Annotated in this window: 22 protein-coding genes; 11 read left to right on the forward strand and 11 right to left on the reverse strand. The window is 65.9% G+C overall.

Features of this window, described 5'->3' with window-relative positions; translation table 11 throughout:
* Positions 1-3 precede the first annotated feature (3 nt).
* From V6N07_RS06245 to V6N07_RS06255, 3 genes are read left to right on the forward strand one after another with little or no spacing between them, the layout of a single operon-like run.
* A complete protein-coding gene (locus V6N07_RS06245) occupies positions 4-684 on the forward strand; it encodes a TerB family tellurite resistance protein (RefSeq protein WP_371154859.1) in 681 nt (226 codons plus the stop codon).
* A 27-nt stretch (positions 685-711) separates the two neighbouring features.
* Entirely contained in the window at positions 712-1,704 is a 993-nt protein-coding gene (locus V6N07_RS06250; protein ID WP_371154861.1) for an endonuclease/exonuclease/phosphatase family protein, read from the forward strand.
* A gap of 38 nt (positions 1,705-1,742) precedes the next feature.
* On the forward strand, positions 1,743-2,123 hold the full coding sequence (locus tag V6N07_RS06255; protein ID WP_371154863.1) for a hypothetical protein: 381 nt from the start codon (positions 1,743-1,745) through the stop codon (positions 2,121-2,123).
* Between the two features lie 12 nt (positions 2,124-2,135).
* Here the strand turns inward: V6N07_RS06255 and V6N07_RS06260 are convergent, their stop codons facing one another.
* Entirely contained in the window at positions 2,136-2,828 is a 693-nt protein-coding gene (locus V6N07_RS06260; RefSeq protein ID WP_371154864.1) for a phosphatidylcholine/phosphatidylserine synthase, read from the reverse strand.
* 171 nt (positions 2,829-2,999) lie between these two features.
* Positions 3,000-3,572, reverse strand: coding sequence for a recombinase (locus tag V6N07_RS06265; RefSeq protein WP_371154866.1), 573 nt, complete (start codon positions 3,570-3,572; stop codon positions 3,000-3,002).
* A gap of 180 nt (positions 3,573-3,752) precedes the next feature.
* On the opposite strand from V6N07_RS06265, the gene V6N07_RS06270 reads away from it, so the two are divergent.
* From V6N07_RS06270 to V6N07_RS06280, 3 genes are all read left to right on the forward strand, one after another.
* Positions 3,753-4,931, forward strand: coding sequence for an aspartate aminotransferase family protein (locus V6N07_RS06270; RefSeq protein WP_371154868.1), 1,179 nt, complete (start codon positions 3,753-3,755; stop codon positions 4,929-4,931).
* Between the two features lie 91 nt (positions 4,932-5,022).
* Positions 5,023-5,949, forward strand: a complete 927-nt coding sequence (gene argF, locus V6N07_RS06275) for an ornithine carbamoyltransferase (protein ID WP_371154870.1) — start codon at positions 5,023-5,025, stop codon at positions 5,947-5,949.
* Positions 5,950-5,998: 49 nt separating this feature from the next.
* The gene (locus tag V6N07_RS06280) at positions 5,999-6,886 is read left to right on the forward strand and encodes a DMT family transporter (protein WP_371155398.1); all 888 of its coding nucleotides are present in this window, start codon (positions 5,999-6,001) and stop codon (positions 6,884-6,886) included.
* 26 nt (positions 6,887-6,912) lie between these two features.
* Here V6N07_RS06280 and V6N07_RS06285 read toward each other — a convergent pair whose 3' ends face one another.
* A complete protein-coding gene (locus V6N07_RS06285) occupies positions 6,913-7,749 on the reverse strand; it encodes an ABC transporter permease (RefSeq protein ID WP_371154871.1) in 837 nt (278 codons plus the stop codon).
* Positions 7,750-7,879: 130 nt separating this feature from the next.
* Here V6N07_RS06285 and V6N07_RS06290 point away from each other — a divergent pair, with 130 nt between their 5' ends.
* Positions 7,880-8,512 (forward strand): GcrA family cell cycle regulator, encoded by a 633-nt coding sequence (locus tag V6N07_RS06290; protein WP_371154873.1) that lies wholly within the window; start codon positions 7,880-7,882, stop codon positions 8,510-8,512.
* A 53-nt stretch (positions 8,513-8,565) separates the two neighbouring features.
* On the opposite strand, the gene pssA is transcribed toward V6N07_RS06290, so the two are convergent.
* The 3 genes from pssA to V6N07_RS06305 all read right to left on the reverse strand — a co-directional run bounded on the left by pssA (position 8,566) and on the right by V6N07_RS06305 (position 12,113).
* Positions 8,566-9,300 carry a CDP-diacylglycerol--serine O-phosphatidyltransferase gene (gene pssA, locus V6N07_RS06295; protein ID WP_371154875.1) on the reverse strand — a complete coding sequence of 245 codons (735 nt, stop codon included), beginning with the start codon at positions 9,298-9,300 and terminating at the stop codon, positions 8,566-8,568.
* 1 nt (position 9,301) lies between these two features.
* A complete protein-coding gene (locus V6N07_RS06300) occupies positions 9,302-9,997 on the reverse strand; it encodes a phosphatidylserine decarboxylase (RefSeq protein WP_371154877.1) in 696 nt (231 codons plus the stop codon).
* A 97-nt stretch (positions 9,998-10,094) separates the two neighbouring features.
* The gene (locus V6N07_RS06305; RefSeq protein WP_371154878.1) at positions 10,095-12,113 is read right to left on the reverse strand and encodes an AsmA family protein; all 2,019 of its coding nucleotides are present in this window, start codon (positions 12,111-12,113) and stop codon (positions 10,095-10,097) included.
* A 119-nt stretch (positions 12,114-12,232) separates the two neighbouring features.
* Between V6N07_RS06305 and rimO the strand changes: the two genes are divergently transcribed.
* Positions 12,233-13,603, forward strand: coding sequence for a 30S ribosomal protein S12 methylthiotransferase RimO (rimO, locus tag V6N07_RS06310; protein ID WP_371154880.1), 1,371 nt, complete (start codon positions 12,233-12,235; stop codon positions 13,601-13,603).
* Positions 13,600-13,881, forward strand: a complete 282-nt coding sequence (locus tag V6N07_RS06315) for a YrhK family protein (RefSeq protein WP_371154881.1) — start codon at positions 13,600-13,602, stop codon at positions 13,879-13,881. Before rimO ends, V6N07_RS06315 begins: the two co-directional genes overlap by 4 nt.
* A gap of 14 nt (positions 13,882-13,895) precedes the next feature.
* Here the strand turns inward: V6N07_RS06315 and V6N07_RS06320 are convergent, their stop codons facing one another.
* The 3 genes from V6N07_RS06320 to V6N07_RS06330 form a co-directional block, all read right to left on the reverse strand.
* Positions 13,896-14,165: a DUF6455 family protein gene (locus V6N07_RS06320; RefSeq protein WP_371154883.1), complete on the reverse strand. Its 270-nt coding sequence runs from the start codon at positions 14,163-14,165 to the stop codon at positions 13,896-13,898.
* Positions 14,166-14,234: 69 nt separating this feature from the next.
* Positions 14,235-15,002 (reverse strand): PHB depolymerase family esterase, encoded by a 768-nt coding sequence (locus V6N07_RS06325; RefSeq protein WP_371154884.1) that lies wholly within the window; start codon positions 15,000-15,002, stop codon positions 14,235-14,237.
* Between the two features lie 48 nt (positions 15,003-15,050).
* Positions 15,051-15,761, reverse strand: a complete 711-nt coding sequence (locus tag V6N07_RS06330; RefSeq protein WP_371154885.1) for a M48 family metalloprotease — start codon at positions 15,759-15,761, stop codon at positions 15,051-15,053.
* Between the two features lie 57 nt (positions 15,762-15,818).
* Here V6N07_RS06330 and V6N07_RS06335 point away from each other — a divergent pair, with 57 nt between their 5' ends.
* Together V6N07_RS06335 and V6N07_RS06340 are read left to right on the forward strand one after the other, a co-directional pair.
* On the forward strand, positions 15,819-16,211 hold the full coding sequence (locus V6N07_RS06335) for a thiol-disulfide oxidoreductase DCC family protein (protein WP_371154886.1): 393 nt from the start codon (positions 15,819-15,821) through the stop codon (positions 16,209-16,211).
* Complete coding sequence (locus V6N07_RS06340; RefSeq protein WP_371154888.1) at positions 16,211-16,444, forward strand: hypothetical protein; 234 nt, start codon at positions 16,211-16,213, stop codon at positions 16,442-16,444. The genes V6N07_RS06335 and V6N07_RS06340 overlap by 1 nt, the downstream gene beginning before the upstream one ends.
* A gap of 20 nt (positions 16,445-16,464) precedes the next feature.
* On the opposite strand, the gene V6N07_RS06345 is transcribed toward V6N07_RS06340, so the two are convergent.
* On the reverse strand, positions 16,465-17,427 hold the full coding sequence (locus V6N07_RS06345; protein WP_371154890.1) for an acetyl-CoA carboxylase carboxyltransferase subunit alpha: 963 nt from the start codon (positions 17,425-17,427) through the stop codon (positions 16,465-16,467).
* 79 nt (positions 17,428-17,506) lie between these two features.
* Positions 17,507-18,697, reverse strand: coding sequence for a LytS/YhcK type 5TM receptor domain-containing protein (locus tag V6N07_RS06350; RefSeq protein ID WP_371154891.1), 1,191 nt, complete (start codon positions 18,695-18,697; stop codon positions 17,507-17,509).
* Positions 18,698-18,712: the final 15 nt, after the last annotated feature.

An 18,712-nucleotide genomic window follows, 5' to 3' on the forward strand; every position in this document is an offset into this window, starting at 1 on the left:
GGCATGACCATCTGGGACCGCATACTCGAGGTATTGGCGCGCCTTGCACCGGGCGAACGGCTTTCGGCCCTGTTCGAACAGTTGCGCGGCCCGCCCGAACGTTCGGTGGCGTTCACGATCGGCGTCATCGCACTGGGCGCGAAGATGGCCAAGGCCGATGGCACCGTGACCCGTGCCGAAGTTGCGGCCTTTCGCGAAGTCTTCACCATTCCGCCATCCGAGGTGGAGCACGCCGCGCGGATCTTCGACATGGCCCGCACCGACGTCGCCGGATACGAGGATTACGCCGCGCGGATCTCGGCCATGTTCGACGACGACAGCTCCGTTCTGCGCGACCTGATGGAAGGCCTGTTCCACATCGCGACCGCGGACGGGGCCTATCACCCCGCCGAGGATGCGTTCCTTGAAACCGTGGCGGGCATCTTCGGCCTGTCGGACCGCGAGTTCCGGTCGATGCGTGCCCGTCTGGTGCCCGGTGCCGACCCCGACTGCTGGGAGGTGCTGGGCGTGACGCCGGACACACCGATGCCCGAGATCCGCGCGGCCTGGCGTCGACTGGTCCGCGATACCCATCCCGACCGGATGATGGCCCGCGGCCTGCCGGAAGAGGCGATCAAGCTGGCCGAACGCCGGTTGGTCGCCGTCAACCGCGCGTGGGAAAGGATACAGGCCGGTCAGGCCTGAGCCGCGCGCAAGGACGGGATACCGGGCATGACCTTTCGGTTCGCCACATGGAACATCGAATGGTTCGATCGACTGTTCGACGATGCCGGGCAACCTGTGCGGACCGATGATCCGTCCGCCCGCTATCAGATCACCAAGGCGCGGCAGTTGTCGGCCATTGCGGGCGTCATGAAAGCCATCGATGCGGACGCCATTCTGGTGATAGAGGCGCCCGACACCTCGCATCGCAGATCGGGCCGCGCCGCGCTGGAGGAATTCGCGCGGCAGGCCGGGCTGCGCACGCGGCGCGCGATGCTGGGCTTTGCGAACCACACCCGGCAGGAGATCGCGCTGCTCTACGATCCGGACCGCGTGACACTACACCACGCCCCCGGCGAAAGCCGCGATGCCCCGCGGTTCGACGGCACCTTCGGCTTTGACCTCGACACGGATCTGCGGGCGGAGCAGCTGGTCTGGTCCAAACCCCCGCTCGAGGTGGATCTGGACCTGGCAGACGGGCGAAGCCTGCATCTGATCGGTGTCCACGCCAAGTCGAAGGCCGCGCATGGCGCCGAGGACGCGGCGGACGAGATGCGGCTGAACATCCTGAACCGACGCAAGCAGTTGGCGCAATGCATCTGGCTGCGCCGCCGCGTGGATCAACGGCTGGCCGAAGGACGGTCCCTGATCGTCGCCGGTGATTTCAACGACGGTCCCGGTCTCGATCGGTTCGAAACCCTGTTCGGACGATCGGGTGTGGAAATCGTTCTGGGCGATGGCCCGCTTGCCCTGTTCGATCCGGCCGCGATCCCGCCCCGGATCGGCGGCGCGACACCCAGAACCGCGCGATTCTGGGACAATGCGGGCAAGCGCTATCTGAACGCCCTGCTGGATTTCGCGATGGTCAGCACGGATTTGCGGGCCACCGCCGGGTGGCGGATCCTGCATCCGCACGACAGCGCCGAGGCCCTTGCGGATGCGGATCTTCGTGCAGACCTGCTGGATGCCTCGGACCATTTCCCGGTCGTGCTGAACCTGTGAGCCTTGACCTGCCGGTCCGGTCGACCCACCTTCGGGGCATGAAACAGCTTCTTGCCTTGCCCTTTCTGGCCCTGCCGGCCGGCATTCTGCCGATGACCGCCCTTCCGCTTGCCGCGCAGGAGGCCGAGGCCCCCTCGGTGATGGAGCGTGGCCTGCGCCTGTTCCTCGACGGGCTTGTCGAGGAAATGGAGCCGATGCTGCGTGACCTCGGCGAGCTGGCCGAGGAAACCGCGCCGATGCTTGACCAGTTGCGCGATGATCTGGGCGAACGGTTCGGCGACATGAGCGCCTATCACGCGCCGGAGATCCTGCCGAACGGGGACATCCTGATCCGTCGGAGGGAACAGCCCCTCGAAGCGCCGGGAACCGAGCCGGAAACACAGATCACGCCGAACGCCGATGGCTCCGTCGATCTGTAACCGTCGCCCCGCCTAGCGGCCGCGCGCAAGAACCTGTTGCAGCGGCCCCGCCAGCAGCAGGTAGACCGAGCTGCCGGCAAAGGCCCAGACCCATACGCCGGACAGGCCGAATTCCCCCCATGCCGCCACGGATGCAAGGATCAGCCACACGAAGGTGATCGTGAGGGTCAGGGGGCGCCATTGTGCCGTGCGGACCGGATGAACGAACCGGATCGGCAGGAACATCGCGACCGACAGCACGATCGTCAGCGCAAAGGTCAGCCACGGGTTCGGCTGCAACACGAACACCACCAGCGCCACCATGTTCCAACAGCCGGGAAACCCTTCGAAGCTGGCGTCCTCGGTCTTCATCCGCGTGTCCGCGAAATACAGCGCGGAGGCAAAGGGGATCACCACCAGCATGCCCCAGCCCGGCCAGCCGGGGACAAGGCCGCTGGCATAAAGCGCATAGGCCGGAATGAAGACATAGGTGAGGTAGTCGATGATCAGGTCCAGCAGGACACCATCGACACGCGCCGCATGCAGCGTGACATCCCAACGCCGCGCAAGCGGGCCGTCGATGCCATCGACGACCAGTGCCGCCAACAGCCAGACAAACATCCACGACCAATTCGCCTCGACCGCCGCCAAAAGCGAGAACATCGCAAAGACGGCACCGCTGGCGGTGAGGAGATGGACAGAATGTGCTCGGGTGCTGGGCCACATGCCACGTATCTGCCTGCGCGATGGACCGTTGTCGAGCCATCGTGGCGCGTCCGGCGATCTCCGGCCGCCGGCGCTTTGTCTGCCGCGTCGGCACGGTTGCGGGAAAGCCGCCCGATCGAGGGGCGCGGGCCCAACCCCGCACCCCTCAAGGGTTTTCGCGTCGGGCGACGGTCAGTTGGATGACAGACGCACTTCCTCGAGGGGATATCCCATGCTGTCCTGCGATTCGTAGCCCACGTGGCAATCGTGGCAGAACGCCTGACTGATCCGCAGGGGTTTGCCGTTCGGCTGCACCCCGGAATAGAACCAGTTGTCGTAGTCCGGCGCGTCATCGACCTTGGTCATGATGAACAGCGGTCCGACGCGGCCTGTCCCGTCGCGCACGGCCACCGATTCCTTCGCAAGGACCGATCCGACGGGCATTTCGAAGTCACCATCCTCGAAGGCGAGATACTGTTCTGCGCCGATGTCGTTGACGAAGGTCTGCAGGAACCGTTCGCCGTGGGGCCCCGCAACAGCCATGCGCGTCGCGGTCGGGGCCCAGTCGCGATAGACGGCGGCGATCTCGTCCCCCTCCCTCGTGTAGCCCTCGATCATGCGCTCCGACATGCAGTCGTACAGTGCCTGAACACCGGCGGCGTCGAGGTCCCAGTGATCCCCCTCGACGGCGCAGACATCCTGCGCGGCGGCAGGCAAGGCAAAGGCGGTGATTGCGGTGGCCGCAACAAGGCTCAGGTGGCGCATGATTATCTCCCTCGGTAATGTGGCTGAGGTTTAAGCACCCTGCCGTCATCACGGTCGAGCCACGTTCACGTGATGCCCGGCCCCGCGTCCGGTGTCCTGCCCGCCTCAGGGGTCTTGTTGACAGGTGTCGTGAATTGCGCCACGCGTGACCTTTCACTCCATCACAAGGATACCCCGGAGATGATTTCGTCCATCCTGCCGACCTACAACCGCGCCCCGCTGAGCTTCGTCTCCGGCACCGGGTCATGGCTTGTGGAAGCGGACGGGCGACGTTTTCTGGATCTGGGTGCAGGTATCGCGGTGAACGTTCTGGGCCACGCCCACCCTGCCCTGACGGCGGCCCTGACCGCGCAGGCGGGTCAGCTGTGGCATACCTCGAACCTCTATCACATTCCGCAACAGACCGCGCTGGCCGACAAGCTGGTCGCCGCGACCTTTGCCGACACCTGCTTTTTCACCAATTCGGGCACGGAGACCTGCGAGCTGGCCGTGAAGATGGCGCGCAAGTACTGGACCGAAAAGGGTCAGCCGGAGCGGAACGTCATCCTCGCCTTCACCGGCTCGTTCCACGGTCGCTCTGCCGCGGGTATCGCCGCAGCCGGGTCCGAGAAGATGACCAAGGGGTTCGGGCCGCTTCTGCCCGGTTTCCGCCACCTGCCCTTCGGCGATCACGAGGCTCTGGCCGAGGCGATAAAGGCCCCGGACGTCGCTGCCGTGATACTGGAGCCCGTTCAGGGCGAAGGCGGAATCGTCCCCGTCCCCGATCAATGCCTCAAGGGCCTGCGAGACGCCTGCGACGAGACCGGCGCCCTGATGATCCTCGACGAGGTTCAGTGCGGCATGGGGCGCACCGGCAGGCTGTTCGCCCACGAATGGGCCGGTATCGCGCCCGACATCATGATGGTGGCCAAGGGGATCGGCGGCGGTTTCCCCCTCGGGGCGCTGCTGGCGAATGAAAAGGCTGCGGCCTGCATGACCGCGGGCACCCACGGATCGACATATGGTGGCAATCCGTTGGCCTGTGCGGTCGGCAATGCCGTGATGGACATCGTGGCGGACGATGCCTTCCTGTCCGAGGTCAACCGCAAGACCGGTCTGCTGCGCCAGGGCCTCGAAGGGCTGGTGGCGTCACACCCGATGGTCTTCGAGGCCGTGCGCGGCGCGGGCCTGATGCTTGGCCTGAAATGTCGCGTGCCGAACGGCGACGTCGTTCAGGCCCTCTATCGACAGGAAACCTGCGTGGTTCCGGGGGGCGACAACGTCATCCGCCTGCTGCCGCCCCTGAACATCACCGACGACGACATCCGCGAGGCCCTGGCCCGATTGGACCGCGCCGCTGCCTCTCTCGTCCCGGCCTGACCGGACTTTGCTTCGGCCCCCCTTCCTGTGGCCGAAAATACCTTGGGGGTCCGGGGGCTAGCCCCCGGCGCTCTCCCATTCGGAGATACCGATGACACATTTCCTCGACATTCATAAAACCGACCCCGCCGCCCTGCGGCAGATCATCGATCAGGCCCGCGCCATGAAGGCGGCGCGCGGCGATCGCCTGAAGGGGTCCGCAGACGACGATCTGCCCCTCGCCGGGCACGTCGTGGCTTTGATCTTCGAAAAACCATCGACCCGCACCCGGGTCAGCTTCGACGTCGGCGTCCGTCAGATGGGCGGCACCTCGCTGGTCCTGTCCGGTGCCGAGATGCAGCTGGGCCATGGCGAGACGATCGCCGATACGGCCCGCGTCCTGTCGCGCTATGTCGACCTCATCATGATCCGCACCTTCGGCGAGGATATCCTGACCGAGATGGCCGAACACGCGACCGTGCCCGTCATCAACGGCCTGACCGACACCTCGCACCCCTGTCAGATCATGGCCGATATCATGACCTTCGAAGAGCATCGCGGCCCGATCAAGGGCAAGCGCGTCGCGTGGATGGGCGATGGCAACAACGTGGCACAGTCCTTCCTGCATGCCGCCGCCAGCTTCGGGTTCAACTTCACCTTTTCCGGACCCGCCCAACTGGACCCCCGTGCCGACCTGATCGGGGCCGCGCGGGCCGCCGGTTGCGATGTCCGCGTGGAACGCGATCCGGTTCAGGCGGTTTCCGACGCGGATCTCGTGGTGACGGACACCTGGGTCAGCATGGGCGACGCCGAAAGCAGCCGTCAGCGCAGGCACAACCTGCTGCGTCCCTATCAGGTCAACGAACGCCTGATGGCGGCCGCGCCGAAGGATGCCCTCGTGATGCATTGCCTGCCTGCCCACCGCGGCGAAGAGGTGACGGATGCCGTCCTCGACGGACCGCAATCGGTGGTCTTCGACGAAGCGGAGAACCGTCTGCATGCGCAAAAGGCGATCATGCGCTGGTGCCTTGGTGTCTGACACGACGGTGCCTGCGGCGGTCAACCGCAACAGGGCAGCCATCGCCTTCATGGTTGCGGCGACGGTATTCATCGCCGCAACCACACTGATCGCAAAGGCACTTGGCACCGACACGCTGGGCGCCGGCCTGCCGCCGTTCCAGGTGACCTTCGGGCGCTATCTGTTCGGCGCGGTCGCGATCTTTGCGGCGGCGATCGTGATGCGACCGAAACTGCGGCTGCGGCACGCGCATCTGCACCTCGGACGCATCTTGCTGGGCTGGGGCGGCGTGACCCTCATGTTCGCGTCCGTCGCCCTGATCCCGCTGGCCGAGGCGACGGCAATCACATTTCTGAACCCGGTCTTTGCGATGATCCTCGCCATTCCGCTTCTGGGAGAACGGGTCGGTCCCGTGCGCTGGTCCGCCGCCGCGATCGCCCTGCTGGGGGCGCTGCTGTTGCTGCGGCCCGGTGGCGGCATCATTGCGCCCGGCGCACTCCTGGCGCTGGGGGCCGCGCTGCTCCTCGGCGGTGAGGTGCTGCTGATCAAGCGCCTGACCCAGCATGAGCCGCTGCTTGCGACGCTGGTCTGGGCGAATGGCCTTGGCCTGCTGATCGCCGCTGCGACCGCCCTGCCCGGATGGCAGGCCCCGACGGCCGCACAATGGGGCGCGATGGCGGCGCTCGGCTTTGCCATGGCGGCGGCGCAGGGATGCTTCGTCAACGCCGTAGCGCGGGCCGAGGCCAGTCTGGTCACGCCCTTCAGCTATCTGACGCTGGTGTTTGCCGGCCTCTACGACGCCGCGCTGTTCGGGGTGATCCCGGATGCGGTGGGTTTCGCAGGTGCCGCCCTGATCCTTGCGGGTGCCAGCCTGCTTGCCTGGCGCGAGGGTCGCCTGTCGTCCCCCGCCGTGCCACGTGCGCCACGCCCCCTGTCCCCGCCGCACCGCATGCGTTGAGCGCGGCAGAGGTCAGGCGCGCGCCTTCAGGATTTGAGGCGGTATCCGGTGCGGAACATCCACCAAGCGATGCCGCAGATTGCCGCGGTGGTGGCCGTGACGATCACGAGGCCGAGGACCGGCGAACTGTCCGAAACGCCCAGAACCGCGAACCGCAGGCCGTCGATCAGGTAGAACACGGGGTTCGCATGGCTGATCGCCTGTAACACCGGCGGCATCGTTTCGAGGGAATAGAAGGTCCCGGACAGAAAGCTGAGCGGTGTGACGATGAAATTGGTGATCGCCGCCATCTGGTCGAACTTGTTGGCAAAGACCCCGGCCACGATGCCGATCGCCCCAAGCAGGGCACCGCCCAGAACGACATAGAGAAGTGCAAGGAAGGGATGTGCGACCGACAATCCGATGGTCGGAAACAGGATCACCGCAACGGCACAGGACACCAGCGCCCCACGCAGGATCCCGCCCGACAGGTAGCCGACCAGCAGTTCGCCCGCCGAGAGGGGCGGCATCAGCGTGTCCACGATATTGCCCTGCACCTTCGAGATCACGATCGACGACGACACATTGGCAAAGCTGTTCTGGATGACCGTCATCATCAGAATGCCGGGCGCGAGGAAATGCATGAAGCTGACGCCCATGACGTCTCCGCGCCGCGACCCGACGGCAATCGAGAAGATCAGCAGGAACAGACCCGCCGTCACCAGAGGCGCCAGAAGCGTTTGCGTCCAGACCGTCAGGAAGCGCCGGGCCTCCCGCTCGATCAGGGTTTGCAGGCCGAGCCAGTTGACGCGGCCGAAGCGGCGCACGCCCGGCGTGCCGATCTGAGCGGTCGTTTTTCGTGTCGCGACGGTATCGCTTGCCATGGTGGGCCCTTTCCTGTCACTGGGGGCCGCTTGTAACGCCCGCCCCAAGGCTTACAATAGGACAACCACGGGGATTGCCATGTGCATGGATGCACCGCACCCCGGCCCGAGCAGCGAAGGGAAGACACCAATGGCCTGGACCGACGAACGCGTCGAGACACTCAAGCGGATGTGGGGCGAAGGGGCCAGCGCATCGCAGATCGCCAAGGAACTGGGCGGCGTGACCCGCAATGCCGTGATCGGCAAGGTGCACCGCCTCGGCCTGTCGAACCGCAATCAGGGCAAGGAGGAGGCCGCCCCCGAGGAGGTAGCCGCCCCCGCGCCCCAGCCCCCCAAGGCAGAGCCGAAGAAGGCCGCCACGCCGGACCCCGAGCCTGCGCCCGAACCGCCTGTCACCCCCGCCGTGGCAGAGGAGGAAGAGGACGACGACGACGAGCCGCGCACGATGGCGGCCGTGCCGCAGGGCACCAATGTCACCCCCCTGCGCAAGCCCCTGATGGCGGGTCAGCCCCTGCCACCACAGCCATCCGCGAACGAAATCTCCGCAGAGGCGCTGGCCAAGGTGAACGCGGTCGAGAAGACCGCCAAGAAGATCTCGTTGATGGAGCTGACCGAACGGACCTGCAAGTGGCCGATCGGTGACCCGGCGACGGCCAAGTTCTGGTTCTGCGGATTGCCGGTGAAACCAGGCAAGCCCTATTGCGAGGCGCATGTCTCGGTCGCGTTTCAACCGATGTCCTCGCGGCGCGACCGGCGCAGATAAGCCCATGTCGGCGAAGGCTTTACCGGTCTTCGCCGAACGGCCCCGCCGCGGTTTCAGCCGTGGCTTTTGCGGTGTCGGACAAGGCCCCAGACCAGCAGGCCGATATACAGGATCGTCGCGCCGACGTGGAACATCCAGATGCGCGTCAGCATCAGGCCGATGACCACCGCCGCCCCCAACAGCACATAGACCGCATTGTCCCGGCTGATCCGCATCGCCTTGAGCGACAGGGTCGGAAAGCGGGCGATCATCAATCCGCCGACAAACAGCATCCAGATCGCGATCGCGAACTGGAACTCTCGCAGGTCGAGGATGCCCGACAGGAACAGGGTCACGGGGAACAGCCCCATCATCGCGCCCGCAGGTGCGGGGACACCGGTGAAGGATCCGGCGGAATTCGTCTCCTCCTTGGCGGCGACATTGAAACGCGCAAGCCGCAGGCAGCAACAGATCGCGAAGGTCAGTGCCGCGATCCAGCCCATTCCCCCCATTCCGTGCAAGCCGAAGTGATAGACCATCATTGCCGGGGCCACGCCGAAACAGACGAAATCGGACAGGGAATCGAGTTCGGCCCCGAAGGGCGAGGCCGCATTCAGGCGACGCGCCAGAAGACCGTCGATCCCGTCGAACACGGCCGCAAGGATCAAGAGACCGGCGGCCAGTTCGAAGCGGTCCTCGAACGAGAACCGAATTGATGTCAGGCCAAAGCAAAGCCCGAGGATCGTCACGAGATTGGGCAACAGCAGAACAAGAGGGACGCGCCCCTCGCGGTCGTGACGACGGGCCATGTCAGTCCTCCCGCGCGACAGCGGGGCTGGCGTCATCGAGAACGGCCAGAACCGTCTCGCCCGAGATCATCGTCTGGCCGACCGATACCCGCGGGGCCGTGCCTTCGGGCAGATAGATGTCGAGTCGGGAGCCGAACCGGATGATGCCGAAGCGGCCACCGCGTTCCAGCTGCGCGCCTTCGTCGACCTCGCACAGGATGCGCCGCGCCACGAGGCCGGCGATCTGCACGACGCCCAGCTGTCGGCCATCGGCCATGGTCAGCACGATGCCATTGCGCTCGTTCTCCTCGGAGGCCTTGTCGAGTTCCGCCGACAGGAACTTGCCGGGACGGTAGGCGACCGTGGTCACCGTGCCCGCGACGGGCGCGCGGTTCACATGGCAATTGAACACCGACATGAAGACCGACACACGGGTCAGCGGTGCATCGCCGAGGCCAAGCTCGGCCGGGGGGACCGCGGGCTCGATCAGCGACACGAGGCCATCGGCCGGCGTCACGATCAGCCCTTCATCCATCGGCGTCACGCGGACCGGGTCCCGAAAGAAGTAATAGCACCAGATCGTCAGCGCGAGGCCGACAACCCCCAACGGTTCCCAGATGGCGAACAGGATCACCGTGACGACGGCGAAGATGCCGATGAACTTCGGCCCCTCGCGGTGGATCGGCTTGATCACGGTATCCTTGAGGCTCACGCCCATGTGTCTTCCTCCGGGTTCGGGGTCAGGTCAGGTGCCTCGCAGATAGCGCGCCACCCGGACAAGTTCCACCCGCCCCGCCGGAGACGTGGCGCGCGATCTATTGATCCTGAAACATTTCGAGCAATTGCTGACCGACGCGTTCCTTGATCGCATCCTCGATCGCCTCGCGGCTGCCCAGGGTATCGGGGTCGACCTCCAGCTCCTCCGCGATGGAGCGGCGGGCGGCCTCCTCGGCGCGGGCGCGGGCCTCTTCCGCTTCGGAACGGACGCGCGCCTCCAGTTTCGCGGCCTCCTCGCGGGCGCGGGCCTCCAACTCCTGCCGGGCCAGCCATTCGAGGTCGGGGCGAATGCGGGGGTTGCCCCACGGCCCCGTGATCAGGATGGGCACCGTGACGCCCTCGCTGTCAGCATTGCGCCGCAGCGTGGGCATCAGGCGATAGGACAGCGTCTGTGCGCCAAGGTCGATCGATCCCGCGCCGGTGGAAATCAGGAGGGGCGCGCGCAGCGACAGGTCGTCGCCGGTAGCGACACCTTCGGTCACCGCGAAACTTGCCGAGATCCCGTCAAAGATCGTTTTCTGCCCTTCGCCCCGGAAACTGGTGTCGAGAGTCCGGATCATGCCGCCTACGTCAAGGCCCAGAACCTCGCCCTGTCCGACCTTGAAGCCAATGGACCCATCGAGGCTGTCGACGAGGGCCTGCGCGGTGTTGCCCACGCCCAGCAGGCGCAGGGCCACGTCCGCCTGTCCGATCAACCGGTCGAAATCGGCAAACTCGGTCAGGAACGGCTGCATCTGCAACCCGGCCAGATCGAGGTTCACGCGCGATGACAGGCCGCCCCGTCCGTTGACCACGATATCGCCGGTCACGGTTCCGCCATAGGCGACGACGGGCTGCAGGGTGATGACGGCCCGGCCACGGTTCAGCGTGATGGCCACGGCGACCTGATCCAGCCTCGCGTCACCCAAGGTGATCGCCCCCGACGTGAAGGTCAGATCGGCATCCGCCGCGAACAGGCCCGAGACATCGATCGCCTCCCGCCCCCAGCCCGCTTCGGCGACCAGCGCGCTTTCCCCCCCCTGCCCCTGACGGCTCAGCCCGGTCAGGTTCAGGGTGGGCGCGGCCAGTGTCGCGCTGATCCTGGGGCGGTCCTCGCCGGGCAGAATGTCGGCGGCGCCGGTCAGGGTATTGTCGTCCAGATCCACGGTCAGCCCGCGCAGGTGCAGGCTGCCGGCAGGTGCGAGCGTCAGGGTCGAGGACACCGCCACCCTGTCCCGGCCCAACCCTTCCGGCAGGTCGGGCGGGGCAATTTCCAATGCACGCAACACGGCAAAGCGGTCCGTACTGCTGGCGTCCATGTCGCCCTCGAAGGACATGGGATCGATGTCGACGCGTCCATCCAGCGACAGGGTCGTGCCCCCGGACACCACGTTCAGCGTCAGGGGCGTCAGCGCGCCGTCGGACAGGGCCCTGAGGGATCCGATACCCGCATCGGCCGTCAACGCCACGCCATTCAGAAGCGCGGAGCCTTCGATCTCCACCGCCCCTTCCAGATCCGGCAGACGCGCGGTCAGGTCGACGGCCCGCAAGGCGATGCTCGTGTCGGCCCCGTGGTCGATGAATGTCACCTCTGCCCCGGACAGCAGGGCACGATCGATGGAGACGGCGCGCGACCGTTCGCCGCCTTCGACCGGGGCTACGGGGGTTGTCTGCGTTGCCGCCGCCTCGGCGGGGGCGGACATTTCCCAGTTGCCCGATCCATCGGCATTGCGTTCCAGAACCAGACGCGCGCCCGTCACGTCGAGGCGGTCAACCACGATGCGGTCACCCAGCACCGAGCCCAGCGACACACCGATATCCAGCGCCTCGGCGCGCAGCATCGGGCCCTGCTCGGACCACGGCGCATTCGCGATCTCGATTCCCTCGGCGCGCACGCCGATGTGCGGCCACAGGGTCGCACGAACGGGCCCGTTGATCGCCAGGGCACGCCCCGTCGCGGCCTGAAACCGCTCGGACGCAAGCGCGGCAATCCGGTCGGTCGGCACAAGGATCAGGGCGACCGCCGCAACAACGGCCAGCGTGACCAGCAACATAGCCACCCGAAACAGCCACCCCATCCGCAATCCTCCTGCCTGGCACACTGGCAAATCCATCGTCGGCCACGATGAATCGCCTGTGTCCCCGCCGCAAGAGGCGGGGGGCTTTCGCGGCACAGCGCTTCGGCATATGGGGGGATATGTCACAGAACCCCCCCGACCTGCGCCCTGATCTGGCGCCCCGCGCCGTCCTGCCGTCGGATGCCCGCCCCGGCCAGCCCAAAATCGGCATGGTCAGCCTTGGGTGTCCCAAGGCGCTCGTGGATTCCGAACGCATCCTGACCCGGCTGCGCGCCGAAGGATACGCCATCAGCCCCGATTACGCGGGCGCGGAGGCGGTCATCGTCAACACCTGCGGTTTCCTCGACAGTGCGAAGGTCGAAAGCCTTGAGGCCATTGGCGAGGCGCTGCGCGAAAACGGCCGCGTGATCGTGACCGGGTGTCTGGGCGCCGAGCCGGAGTATATCACCGGTGCGCATCCCTCCGTCCTCGCCGTGACGGGCCCGCACCAGTATGAACAGGTGCTGGACGCGGTGCACACCGCCGTGCCGCCCGCGCCCGATCCGTTCATCGACCTGCTGCCCGCCAGCGGTGTCAGCCTGACGCCGCGGCATTTCAGCTATCTCAAGATCGCGGAGGGCTGCAATCACACCTGCAAGTTCTGCATCATCCCCGACATGCGCGGCAAGCTGGTCTCGCGCCCGGCGAAGGCCGTCCTGCGCGAGGCCGAGCGCCTGGTCGATGCAGGCGTGCGTGAATTGCTGGTCATCTCGCAGGACACGTCGGCCTATGGCACCGATTGGAAGGACCGCTCCAAGCGCGCGGGACAGGAAATCGTCGACCTGTCGCGCGACCTCGGGGGGTTGGGCGCCTGGGTCCGCCTCCACTATGTCTATCCCTATCCGTTCGTGCGCGATCTGGTCCCCCTGATGGCCGAGGGCCTGATCCTGCCGTATCTGGACGTGCCGTTTCAGCATGCCCACCCCGACACCCTGCGCCGCATGGCGCGCCCCGCGGCGGCGGAAAAGACGTTGGACCGGATTGCCGAGTGGCGGGACATCTGCCCCGACATCGCCCTGCGCTCCACCTTCATCGTCGGCTATCCCGGCGAAACGGAAGCGGAGTTCGAGACATTGCTCGATTGGCTGGACGAGGCGCAACTCGACCGGGTCGGCGCGTTCCAATATGAAAACGTCGCCGGCGCGCGGTCAAACGCCCTGCCCGATCATGTCCCGGACGAGGTGAAGGCCGAACGCCACGCCCGCTTCATGGAAAAGGCGCAGGCGATTTCAGCCGCCAAGCTGGAGGCACGGGTCGGCAGCATCTGCGACGTCATCGTCGACGCCGTCGATGCAGAGGGCGCGACCTGTCGGACCAAGGCGGATGCGCCCGAAATCGACGGCAACCTGTTCATCGACGAAGGGTTCGAGCATCTGTCCCCCGGTGATATCGTGACCGTCGAGGTGGACGAAGCCTCTGAATACGACCTGTGGGGGACGATCCGGCCATGACCCTGTTCCGGCATGAAACCCGGCAGAGATCCGAACGCAACCGCAGGCTCTATGCGGCATTCGAACTGGCCTACACCGTGGTCGACTTCACTGCGGCGATCCTGTTCCTCGTGGGGTCGGTCCTGTTCTTCTATCCCGCGCTCGAACACCTTGCGATCTGGCTGTTCGTGCTCGGCTCGCTCTGCTTTGCGGCCAAGCCCACCATCCGATTGGTTCGGGAGGTCAAGATGCTGCGCCACGGGGCCATTGATGACCTAGCGAGCCGCGAAGAGAACTAGTGCTGCGCGGCGGCCTATCTCGTGGGGATCAGGGCGCGCATCAAATCCGCGTTCGCGCAGCTGTCGGGCACGGCGCGGGGGCCGGTATCGGTCTGTGCCAACCACGCCCGGCATCCTTCGGCCCAGTCGCAGTTGCGGCATTGCGTGACAGCCTCGGCCCAGTCCTTGTTGGTCAACCGACCCTCATCGAAGGCGCGGACGGTATCGGCACCGGTGCGCGCGGCCATGCCACGCATCAGCATAAGGTGTTTGCGGGCATCGCCCATGGGATGTGGCCTGGTCATGCTGTCCTCCGTCATGCGTCACGACAATGTCGCGCAATGAAGGTCCGCACACCTTGATCCAGCGCAATGTCAGGCCGGGGCCAGAACCTCGTCCAGTATTCGCGCGAACCATCCCCGCGGAATCAGGTGACTGGCGGGGTGCACATCCATGGTGACCAGCCCCGCGGCACAATCCCATTGGTGCCGTGTATGGGTCAGCCAGCTTACCGCTTCCCACTCGAAGGTTCGCGACGGCGGGCCGCAGTCCAACTGCCGCCGCCACAAGGCCACGGCCTCCGTCTCGTCCCCATCGGGACCGTAGGGGAAATCGAGGACCGTGTCGGTGGTGCCATAGACCTGACTGACGCGCCCGGGTTGACCATCGCAGGCCATCCCGCGTGGAAATGCGCCGGATACCAACAGCAACGCGGCAATCGGCACCTGCGTCTCGCAGGTGAACCGCGCAGCCATCAAGGCGCCCCAGCTATAGCCGGATACGATCACCCGACCGTCCAGAGGATAACGCGCACCGACATCGGCCAGCACGGCCTCGGCAAAGGGGGTGTCGCGGCTGCCCGGCTGTCGAAAATCCCACGATCGCCCCAGACCGTCGGGTGCCACAAGCAATACGCCGCGCGGCACGGTGGCCCCTGCGATCCGGGCATGGCCCATGATCGTCTCACCCTGACGGCCCCAGCCATGAAAATGCAGCATCACCGGCAGGGGCGTGGTGCCGTCCCAACCGTCGGGTTCGCGCACATGGTAGGCGCGGTCCCCAAGGGCGCATTCCTCCATCCCGGTGCAGGCATGGACCGGCGGGGCAAGGAACAACAGGGCGAGCAGGAAGATCAGGCGCATGGCGCCCGGTCTAGCCCCGCGCCCTGCACCCCGCCATTCACGAACGCGTCAGAGACCCGCCGCGACACGGCGCACCGTGGCGATGCGGTCCGCGTTTGGCGGGTGCGTGCCAAGAAAACGGTCGCCCGGATCGGGGATGCGCGTGAAGAACGCGGCCCCGCGCACCGGATCATACCCGGCCCGCGCCGTGATGATCGTGCCAAGGGCGTCGGCCTCCAGCTCGTGTTCCTTGCTGAATCGTCTGGCACCGACCTGCGCCCCTGCCCGACTTATGGTGTCGACGGTCGAGGCGTCGCCCCCGATCGCCGCCGCAATCAGACCACCGACCACCGCCCCCGCGACCGCCGATTCACGCTGACGGGCGATATGCTGTTCGATGTGATGCGCCCCTTCGTGTCCGATGACGAAGGCGATCTCGTCTTCGTTGCGCGCATCGGCGATCAGGCTGCGCGTAAAGGTCAGGATCGGCCGCCCGGAGGCATCGAGGGATTGGAACGCGTTCGGTGCGGCGTTCGGATTGGGATCGACACGGACGAGGAAATCGCAGTTCACGCCCTGCGTTCGTGCCCGACACAGGGATTCTGCCTGCGGCTCGACCCGTTGAACCGCCCTTTGAAAGTTTGCCACCGCCACGTCATTGGCCAGTTGCGCCGACGCAGGCACGGTGGGACTGGCGGTCGTCGGGGCGGTTTCCACCGGCACCGTCTGACAGGCCGCCAGCAGCAGGGTCATCAAGGTCGCCGCGATCACTGGACGCATGGAAACTTCCTTCCGCTGAAGCATGTGTTGGAGAGTATTATAGACTGGAGGGTCCAGATGTCAGCGTCCCAAGGCAAAGCCCAGACACGCGTTCTGTACAACGCGGAATGCCCTGTTTGCGCGTTCGAGATCAATCACTACCGCAAGCGGACGGCGCGCGACGGCCTGCCTGTGCGGTTCGACGATCTGCACGGGCGTGCGTTGTCCGACTGGGGCCTCGACGCGGATACAGCGGCGCGCAGGTTGCATGTGCTCAAGGACGGTCAGGTCATCTCCGGCATGCCCGCATTCCGGGCCTTGTGGCGGGAGATGCCCCATGTCGCATGGCTGTCCCGTGCGACATCCGTGCCGGGCGTGCGTCAGGCATTCGATTGGAGTTATGATGCGATATTCGCGCCGCTTCTGTATCGCATGCACCGCCGCCGATTGGCCAAAAGGAAAGACCGCTGATGTTCTCGATCGAACACGAATTCGACGCTACCGTCGTCACCCTCGTCGATGAAGGCGAGGACGGGACCGCCCCGGCCGAGGACGTGACCGTCTCTGCCTTCGAGGAATGCATCACGCTGACCCAGTTCGACGCCCGCAGAAACGATTCCGTCCAGATCACGCTGACCATGGGTCAGGTGCGCGATCTGCTGGTCGCGCTGGACCTGCCCGAAGGGGTCTACCGCCGCGATTGATCGGCCGTACGGCGGATGGCTCAGGCGGCGAGCCCCTTGCTGCCCATGGTCAGGAACTTGGTGCGACGTGCCGTGCGGATTTCGTCGGACGTCATGCCATCATGTTCGCCCAGCATCTCGGACAGGGCGGCGCCGACCGCTTCGATCGCCTTGTCCCGGTTGCGATGCGCCCCGCCCGTCGGCTCGGCGACGATCCGGTCGATGACCTTGAGCTTCAGCAGATCCTGAGCCGTCAGGCGCAGGGCCTCTGCCGCTTCGCGCATCTTTTCCGCGTCCTTCCACAGGATGGAGGCACAGCCCTCGGGCGAGATCACGGAGTAGATCGAATGCTCCAGCATCGCCACGCGGTTCGCGGTCGCAAAGGCCACGGCCCCGCCGGATCCCCCCTCGCCGATCACGACGGAAATCAGCGGCACGCCAAGCCGCAGACATGCCTGCGTGGACCGTGCGATGGCCTCGGATTGCCCGCGTTCTTCCGCGCCCTTGCCGGGATAGGCGCCGGGCGTATCCACGAGCGTCACGACCGGCAGGCCGAAACGATCCGCCAGTTCCATCAGGCGGATGGCCTTGCGATAGCCTTCCGGGCGCGCCATGCCGAAATTGCGTTCGATGCGGCTGCGGGTGTCATTGCCCTTTTCATGGCCGATCACCATGACCGCGCGGTCATCCAACCGCGCCAATCCGCCCATGACCGCATGATCGTCGGCAAAGTTTCGATCCCCGGCAAGGGGCGTGTAATCCGTGAACAGGGCGGAAATGTAGTCCGAGCAATGGGGGCGTTCGCCATGGCGTGCGACCTGGGCCTTTTGCCAAGGCGTCAGACCCTTGTAGATCTGCACCAGCATATCGCGCGCTTTCTGGTCCAGCGCGGCGGCTTCCTTGGTGACGTCCATCTTTGCGTCGGACCGGGCCATGGCGCGCAATTCTTCGGCCTTGCCCTCGATCTCCGACAACGGTTTTTCGAAATCCAGGTATTGCGTCATTTTCATTCCCCGCGGCCGGTTTTCCCCCATATGGCGGGGGCAGCCGGGCGATGCAACGGGTGTGCGGACAATGCGGGCCCTAGTGGTTGTCGGCGCTCATCAGCCTGCGATCCGCTTCGCAGGCTTCCAGCAATCGATCGGCGGTTCTGAACAGCCGGGCCATGTCCGACGTGCGACGGCGATCGCCGTCGACAGCATCAGACAATTCGTCCCTTTTCACCCCGCGCCGTTTCTCCCAGCCGAACATATGCAGCGCACGCGCAAACGTCGGTATGGTTGCGTAATCACCCTGCATGACGGTGATCCGCAGGCGAACTGGTGCCATACCCGGAACATCGAAGGCACGGGTTGCGGTTTCGGTGCGGATGTCCGCCAGAACCTCCTCCATCCGCTGCTCCGTCAGTACCGGTAGGAAGATCAGAACGATGTCGGCCCGCACCATCCCGACCCGGCTGTCGTCGGGCAAGATCGCCTCCAGCCGCTTGCGCAGGGCGCAGAGGATAACGGCCTCGACCTCCGGACCCCAAAGCGCCGTTCGCAGGCCGCTTCCGCGCAGTTTCAGGCCTATGACGGACACGCCGCGTTTCATCACGCCCGACGCCTCGGACACGACGAGACCGCGTGCCAGTGCCTCCGGACCGCAGAATACGCCGTCCCCGTCCAACGCGGCCATCGCCCGTTGCCGTGCCTCGAGTTTCATGGCGATCCGTTGCCGTTCCAGCAACATGCCAATGACGGGCACAACGGCCAGATAAGTCAGCGACAGGACCGGCGCGGCGCCTTTCAGGAACATCCACGCCACATCGGCGGGCAGCAACAGAACCGCGATCAGATGCAGCGGTGTCACCGCCCCCAGAAGCACCAGCGCCCGAAACCGACGCCGCGCCATGGATGCGGTCAGATAGTCCCATACCACGCCAATGGTCCCGGCGATCATGATTGCGCCGACACCGGATACCCATCCGACCCCGCCGATGATCATTCGGGCCGAGGCCGCGATCAGGATGGCGATCAACAGGCCCCGCAACCCGAGAAAGGCGCCGGCAAGCACGATGGGGACGGCGCGCAGATCGACGATCAGGCCCGGGATCGGCTCCAACGGGACCTGCATCTGGATGAAGGCGACGATACCGAACAGCCCGCCCAGAACCTGGGGCGCAAGCTTGGTGCCGGGAAGATGGCGTCGTATGGCGCCGTACCCGTAGGCAAGAAGTCCGAGCAGGATGATCGAAAGGGCGAAATCGAAAATGACAGTCGCGTTCCAGGTCATGGGCAAGGTCCGGCA

The sequence above is a fragment of the Jannaschia sp. 2305UL9-9 genome (assembly GCF_041403465.1).
Taxonomy (GTDB): domain Bacteria; phylum Pseudomonadota; class Alphaproteobacteria; order Rhodobacterales; family Rhodobacteraceae; genus Jannaschia.